This is a genomic window from Leuconostoc lactis, from assembly GCF_007954625.1.
In the GTDB taxonomy this organism is placed as follows: domain Bacteria; phylum Bacillota; class Bacilli; order Lactobacillales; family Lactobacillaceae; genus Leuconostoc; species Leuconostoc lactis_A.
On the sequence record NZ_CP042420.1, the window covers coordinates 526398 to 532500 of the forward strand.

At 45.3% G+C, this 6103-nt stretch carries 5 protein-coding genes, 15 tRNA genes and 2 rRNA genes (1 of these 22 running past the window's edge); 2 read left to right on the forward strand and 20 right to left on the reverse strand.

Annotated elements, in window-relative coordinates; translation table 11 throughout:
• The first annotated feature begins 54 nt into the window (after positions 1 to 54).
• Entirely contained in the window at positions 55 to 498 is a 444-nt protein-coding gene (locus FGL80_RS02685) for a GNAT family N-acetyltransferase (RefSeq protein WP_147001789.1), read from the forward strand.
• 1 nt (position 499) lies between these two features.
• Here the strand turns inward: FGL80_RS02685 and FGL80_RS02690 are convergent, their stop codons facing one another.
• Positions 500 to 1294 (reverse strand): DUF6681 family protein, encoded by a 795-nt coding sequence (locus FGL80_RS02690; RefSeq protein WP_055307296.1) that lies wholly within the window; start codon positions 1292 to 1294, stop codon positions 500 to 502.
• Positions 1295 to 1696: a hypothetical protein gene (locus FGL80_RS02695; RefSeq protein ID WP_055307295.1), complete on the reverse strand. Its 402-nt coding sequence runs from the start codon at positions 1694 to 1696 to the stop codon at positions 1295 to 1297.
• Between the two features lie 252 nt (positions 1697 to 1948).
• On the opposite strand from FGL80_RS02695, the gene FGL80_RS02700 reads away from it, so the two are divergent.
• On the forward strand, positions 1949 to 2722 hold the full coding sequence (locus FGL80_RS02700; protein WP_055307294.1) for a TIGR01457 family HAD-type hydrolase: 774 nt from the start codon (positions 1949 to 1951) through the stop codon (positions 2720 to 2722).
• Between the two features lie 37 nt (positions 2723 to 2759).
• Here the strand turns inward: FGL80_RS02700 and FGL80_RS02705 are convergent, their stop codons facing one another.
• The 18 genes from FGL80_RS02705 to FGL80_RS02790 form a co-directional block, all read right to left on the reverse strand.
• Positions 2760 to 3953, reverse strand: a complete 1194-nt coding sequence (locus FGL80_RS02705) for an MFS transporter (protein WP_055307293.1) — start codon at positions 3951 to 3953, stop codon at positions 2760 to 2762.
• Positions 3954 to 4333: 380 nt separating this feature from the next.
• A tRNA-Ile gene (locus FGL80_RS02710) sits at positions 4334 to 4407 on the reverse strand.
• 25 nt (positions 4408 to 4432) lie between these two features.
• Positions 4433 to 4503, reverse strand: a tRNA-Gly gene (locus tag FGL80_RS02715).
• A gap of 31 nt (positions 4504 to 4534) precedes the next feature.
• Positions 4535 to 4607, reverse strand: a tRNA-Phe gene (locus FGL80_RS02720).
• A 22-nt stretch (positions 4608 to 4629) separates the two neighbouring features.
• Positions 4630 to 4703 (reverse strand) — tRNA-Asp (locus FGL80_RS02725).
• A 2-nt stretch (positions 4704 to 4705) separates the two neighbouring features.
• Positions 4706 to 4779 (reverse strand) — tRNA-Met (locus tag FGL80_RS02730).
• A 28-nt stretch (positions 4780 to 4807) separates the two neighbouring features.
• Positions 4808 to 4897: transfer RNA gene (locus FGL80_RS02735), tRNA-Ser, on the reverse strand.
• A 28-nt stretch (positions 4898 to 4925) separates the two neighbouring features.
• Positions 4926 to 4999 (reverse strand) — tRNA-Ile (locus FGL80_RS02740).
• Positions 5000 to 5013: 14 nt separating this feature from the next.
• Positions 5014 to 5087 (reverse strand) — tRNA-Met (locus FGL80_RS02745).
• Between the two features lie 28 nt (positions 5088 to 5115).
• A tRNA-Pro gene (locus tag FGL80_RS02750) sits at positions 5116 to 5189 on the reverse strand.
• 66 nt (positions 5190 to 5255) lie between these two features.
• A tRNA-Arg gene (locus tag FGL80_RS02755) sits at positions 5256 to 5329 on the reverse strand.
• Positions 5330 to 5334: 5 nt separating this feature from the next.
• A tRNA-Leu gene (locus FGL80_RS02760) sits at positions 5335 to 5418 on the reverse strand.
• Between the two features lie 5 nt (positions 5419 to 5423).
• A tRNA-Gly gene (locus FGL80_RS02765) sits at positions 5424 to 5495 on the reverse strand.
• A 7-nt stretch (positions 5496 to 5502) separates the two neighbouring features.
• Positions 5503 to 5575: transfer RNA gene (locus FGL80_RS02770), tRNA-Thr, on the reverse strand.
• Between the two features lie 39 nt (positions 5576 to 5614).
• Positions 5615 to 5686, reverse strand: a tRNA-Val gene (locus FGL80_RS02775).
• Between the two features lie 3 nt (positions 5687 to 5689).
• Positions 5690 to 5778: transfer RNA gene (locus FGL80_RS02780), tRNA-Ser, on the reverse strand.
• Between the two features lie 66 nt (positions 5779 to 5844).
• Positions 5845 to 5961, reverse strand: a 5S ribosomal RNA gene (gene rrf / locus FGL80_RS02785).
• Positions 5962 to 6057: 96 nt separating this feature from the next.
• Positions 6058 to 6103 (reverse strand): 23S ribosomal RNA (locus tag FGL80_RS02790); it runs 2864 nt beyond the window's last position.

The following is a 6103-nucleotide window of genomic DNA, read 5'->3' on the forward strand; positions in this document are numbered from 1 at the left end:
CCATTATACCAATAAAGCGATACACCTTGCGTTAAAACTTGTTATAATACTCGTATGACAGTAGAAATCAAACATCAAATTGGGCTTGGTACCATCCATGACGACGCCCTTACAATTCGCACAGCCGTTTTTGTTGCCGAACAAGGGGTGCCCATGCACCTTGAGCTAGATAACCCAACAGTTGAAGCAACGGCCTTACATATTGTTGCCTATGTGGACGGCAAACTTGCTGGCACGGCCCGCGTTTTTGAAGAACATCCTGGAATTTGGCATGTCCAACGCGTCGCAACCCTTTATCCGATGCGCGGTCAAGGTATCGGGCGCCAATTATTCGCCTACATCGAAAAATTAGCCCCAGGTTACCATATCCAAACGCTTGAGCTGGGGGCACAAGTTCAAGCCAAAGGCTTCTATGAAAACCTCGGTTTCCAAGCTTTTGGCGATGAATTTTACGACGCTAACATTTTACATATCAACATGAAAAAAGAATTGGTGTAAATCAATTCTTTTTTTCGTAGGCCACTTCGACCTGAATCTTGTACGGTTGTTGGACAGCTAGCAACGCCGTGCGCGTCGCAACATGTCCCATGCCACCAGTGATAACGACGGATGACAAAGCCAATCGATAGGCCATCATGGCTTGATGTGTGGGTGTCATGCCAACCATGACCAGTGTGCCAAGTTCACGCGCTTGTAATTGGTTAATGCCCCCCATAATTTTGATGTCACCAGCGACTTCAACCATATCAAAATAGGGTAAAAGCGTGCCTGGGTGATTCGCAAAAATTACATCATGCTGTAAAATAATTTGCCGTTGTGCCTGTTCACCCAGATGGCCATAATCTTGTTTCATCAGCCCGAGTTGCATCAACGCCGTGGCTAATTGGGTGATATTGTCTTGCTGCGTGGCATTGACCGTCACTTCACCCATCATCACGTTTTGCCGTTGATACAGCCCATTAGCAGGTACAATGACTTCATGCACAGCCACTTTTTCTTCCTCAAGCTGCGGGCCGCCTAACACTTTCTCAATTTTTGGCGAAATATCCCATTTGACCACAGTATTTGTAAAATAGTAAATAATATTTAAAACGACAAAATAAGCCAAGATGACAAAAACAATGGCAATCATTGCCCCGCGTAGCCAACGCCCATTGGCCAAAAAACGATAGGCAATATATAACACATACCAGACGCCGATAGCACTAACGGCCGTATAAATTCGATTTTTTGTTTTAGAATTCGTTGAAAAATAGCCCAAATAGCTATTCACTAAATCAAGTAACGTAAACAATTATTGGCCACCTCCTGTCGGCGTTGTCTCAGGAACCGTTGCGCTCACCGCCTTGTCTGGTACCTGAGACGTTGAACTACTGACAGCTGACGATGATGCCGGCGTACTATTTGCCGAGACATCAGCTTGTCGCGACGATGATGACGATGATGGTAAAGATGACGTCACAGTTGAAGAGGATATCACGTTAGTTGATGATGACGTACTGCTAGGAACCGATTCAGTCACCTGAGATGAACTCGTCACCGATGACACCACACTTGTTTGTCGTGGTGCAACTTGGCCACCCTCTTTGGTACCAGTTGCAACATTGACAGCAAGATTCCCCGCACTAATCGCAATAATCAGGGACACAATTGCTGCCGGCGTTAAAAAAGGCGGCGTCCGATATTTCTTAGTCATAATTCCCCCAAAAGCCTTACTAAAAGCTGCTAATATCAATACAATCGACGCTATCCCTCGGTAAAAAATATCCCTATAAGCAACGAAAACCCGCAACTGCTTGCGGGCGGACATTTTTATAAAATATTTTAGGAGATTTTATTTTTTAGGGAGATTGAGATTGGAGAGAGCGTCCGTTGATTCGTTGTTTGATATCAACACTTGTTGATGTATATAATATAACTATTAGAAATTAAATGGAGATTAAAGCAGATGAGACAATATCAGGCCTATTTTATTGATTTAGATGGGACCATCTACCAAGGTACAAAACAATATCCGTCAGGCAAACGTTTCATTGACCGGTTACGCGCGCAACAGATGCCTTACCTGTTTGTCACAAATAACTCAACTAAAACGCCTGAAGCAGTTGCCAACAACCTAAGTCAAAATCATGGGATTGAGACAACACCTGATCAAATCTATACCAGTGCAATGGCAACAGCGGATTACCTCAAGACCCATGTGCCTGATCAAGCTAAAATTTTAGTTATCGGCGAAGCTGGTTTGCAAACAGCCATCCAGTCCGCCGGTTACACACTTGTGACTGATCATCAGGCGGATGTTGTCGTCATGGGCTTAGATCGCCAATTCACTTATGACAAATTGGTTCAAGCCACTTTGGCCATTCAAGCTGGTGCACTGTTTATTGCCACTAATTGTGATACCAATTTACCAACTGAAGCCGGTATGCTACCTGGTGCCGGCACATTGGTGAGCGCGCTACAAACAGCAACCCAAACCGCGCCCATTATTATTGCCAAGCCCGAAGCACCCATTATGACTGGCGCTTGCCAACGGCTGGGGGTTGCACCGCAAGACGTCCTGATGGTCGGTGATAATTATCAAACAGATATTCTTGCGGGGATCAATAATGGGATTGATACTTTACTAGTCTATTCAGGTGTTTCAACCCCTGAACAAATTGCGCAAGTCACACAAAAGCCAACCTATGAAGTCGCCTCACTTGATGATTGGGACCTATAAAAAAAACACTGTTTCACGTGAAACAGTGCTTTTTACGTTAATTCACTAAACCGTCTGCTGTTATTTGCCGTTTCGCAGGTCGGTAAAAAAGGTAATACAGGATGGCCGAAATGATCGGTATAATTGCCGCAATGAAATACAAATCTCTAAATGGGACATACCCATGTAAGGCGCCAAAGGCATAAGGTCCGACACCCAAGCCTAAATCTAAGCCGATAAAATACGTCGATAAAGCAATACCAATCCGACGTGCTGACACTAATTTCAAAGTGACCGCCTGACCATTTGACATAAAGGTCCCGTAGCCAAGCCCAATAAATGCCCCAGATAGTAGTAACGTCACGCCATGATGGGTTAAGCCTAAAATAATCAGGCCGATCGTTAAGAAAATATAACTCGGATACATCACCATATTTTCACCAAACCGATCAAAAATCCGCCCAGACATTGGCCGTGTAATCGTGACAATGCCTGCATAGACAACAAAGAAGAAGGAACTAACGGCAGCTAGATTCAAACTCTCTGCATACGAGGCCAAAAAGGCTAAAACACTGGAATATGATAACCCCATCAAAAATCCAATTAAGGCAATTAAGCCAACTTTATACTCAACAAAACTTGAGATTTGCCATGATTTTAATGCTTGACGATGCGCATCAGTAAGCGTCACATTCGTAATTTTAATCATAAATAACGCAACCATTGCGGCAGCAATTAATACCACTGACAAAAGCACAATAAAGTGAAAACTCGTCGCATTCAACAACATTAAGCCAACAAATGGGCCAATGGCTGCCGCTAAACTTGTGCTTAAACCGTAGTAATTAATCCCCTCACCACGTCGATTATCCGGAATAAAATCCGTGACAATGGCATTCAGGGCGGTTGAAGTCATCCCGTAGGCAAAACCATTCAACAAACGTACCGTATCCAGCACCAAAATATTGGGAACAAATAAGTAGGCAATTGTTGTCGCCAGATAAAAGACGACTCCCCAGCGCGCAATTTGGCGACGACCAACTAACTCTAACTCTTTGCCGACAATGAGTCGCGCCACCAACGTCCCAATAATATATATCCCTGATGCCACGCCCGCCTGGCCAAACGATGCATGTAGTTCTTCATGTGCAATCACCGCAATAATGACCATCATTAAATAATATACAAGATAGACAATAAAATTAATGCTCGTAACTGCTATAAACCCTTTATTAAATAACTTCTCTTCCATTTCCCGTTCCTTTGTTTATCATTGCGACAGTTCAAACCCAGCAAGACAGCTAGGTTGGTGACGGTGATAAACGCAGAACGGTCTTAGCGCCGTCCATGTTACAAAACTCCGTTCAATTTGACACCGTGCGCTTGCATGAAAACATTGTAAACGAAAACAGTTGCATTAAGAATACCACTTTTTCACAAAGTACGCAAAAAAATTTTAATCATCTCATAAAATACAAGCATGGCTTACGTTAAACGACTAATAAATTTTTAATACGTCCATAAACTTAGTGAAACTTAAAGGGAAATAAGATTGAATGAAACTTTCAGAAATATATGACAGTTATTATCCGCAAAAAAAAGAGGTAGCTTTGCGCTACCTCTCCTTATTTATGGGCCTGACAGGACTCGAACCTGTGACCCCTGCGTTATCAACACAGTGCTCTAACCAACTGAGCTACAGGCCCCTCTTATGTCTATTCCTAAACATAAAGCGAATGACGGGAATCGAACCCGCATAGCCAGCTTGGAAGGCTGGAATTCTACCATTGAACTACATTCGCAAAGCTTTCTGTCTGATACCTCTGGTATCCATGGCGCTGGACGGAATCGAACCGCCGACACTACGAGCTTCAATCGTATGCTCTACCAACTGAGCTACAGAGCCATCTTAGCACTTTCATACTAAACGGTCACAGCGGGGCTCGAACCCGCGATCTCCTGCGTGACAGGCAGGCGTCCTAACCAACTAGACCATGCGACCAATTGCGGGAGCAGGATTTGAACCTACGACCTTCGGGTTATGGGCCCGACGAGCTACCAGACTGCTCCATCCCGCGATAATATTATGTTTGGTATCTCTACCTAAGGAGAATGTGGGATTCGAACCCACGCGCCGATTTCTCGACCTGACGGTTTTCAAGACCGTTCCCTTCAGCCAGACTTGGGTAATTCTCCATCATCTGTTGCTTTTTCTTGTCCTACATGGACCTTGTTGGACTCGAACCAACGACCGGACGGTTATGAGCCGTCTGCTCTAACCAACTGAGCTAAAGGTCCTTTTTTCGAGCCTATCGCGGCAGGGGGGATCGAACCCTCGACCTCCCGGGTATGAACCGGACGCTCTAGCCAGCTGAGCTACACCGCGATCGTCTTTGACAAATCTGGTTTGTCAATCGGGACGACAGGATTCGAACCTGCGACCCCCTGGTCCCAAACCAGGTGCTCTACCAAGCTGAGCTACGTCCCGAAAAGTTCTACGAGAGCTTCTGCCCCTTTAAACTTAAAAAAAGAGTTTGAATTCCTTCAACCTCTATGCACCTAGCAGGAGTCGAACCTGCAACCTCCTGATTCGTAGTCAGACGCTCTATCCAATTGCGCTATAGGTGCATATATGCCGGCGACCGGGATCGAACCGGTACGATATTTCTATCGCAGGATTTTAAGTCCTGTGCGTCTGCCTATTCCGCCACGCCGGCATAGAAGCGGAAGACGGGATTCGAACCCGCGACCCCCACCATGGCAAGGTGATGTTCTACCACTGAACTACTTCCGCATGAACATGCCGACTAAAGGACTCGAACCTTCGACCCCCGCTTTACAAGAGCGGTGCTCTACCAACTGAGCTAAGTCGGCATCGCTTTATCCCGACGTGCCGGTTTTGACTTTCGTCAATGGACGCTACAGGGATCGAACCTGTGACCCCTGCTTGTAAGGCAGGTGCTCTCCCAGCTGAGCTAAGCGTCCATATGGAGAGGAAGGGATTCGAACCCTCGAAACAATTCCTTGCTTACATGGTTTCCAACCATGCTCCTTCGGCCAGACTCGGACACCTCTCCGAAATCTTCCGTTCTCTCTCTTTATATAAAGCAAAAGCACTCTTCTCAGAGCACTTCCTATGTACGGCATCGCATCTTCCTATCCTCGCAGCCAGCGATCCGGCAACTACTTTCGGCGTGATAGAGCTTAACTTCTGTGTTCGGAATGGGAACAGGTGTGTCCTCTATGCTATCGACACGACACCTTTGAGTTATTCACTCAAAACTAAATAGTATCAAATTCTTCTTTTAAATTGAACCACTCATAATCTTGCTTGTTGTACATTCCTGTACTAGACTTTGGTTAAGTCCTCGACCTATTAGTACTAGTCCGCTACATACATCA

What these genes read in the sequence shown, in the direction of transcription:
- FGL80_RS02705 (WP_055307293.1), bottom strand. Translation starts at nt 3,953, where the DNA reads ATGGAAGAGAAGTTATTTAATAAAGGGTTTATAGCAGTTACGAGCATT.
- FGL80_RS02700 (WP_055307294.1), top strand. Translation starts at nt 1,949, where the DNA reads ATGAGACAATATCAGGCCTATTTTATTGATTTAGATGGGACCATCTAC.
- FGL80_RS02685 (WP_147001789.1), top strand. Translation starts at nt 55, where the DNA reads ATGACAGTAGAAATCAAACATCAAATTGGGCTTGGTACCATCCATGAC.
- FGL80_RS02695 (WP_055307295.1), bottom strand. Translation starts at nt 1,696, where the DNA reads ATGACTAAGAAATATCGGACGCCGCCTTTTTTAACGCCGGCAGCAATT.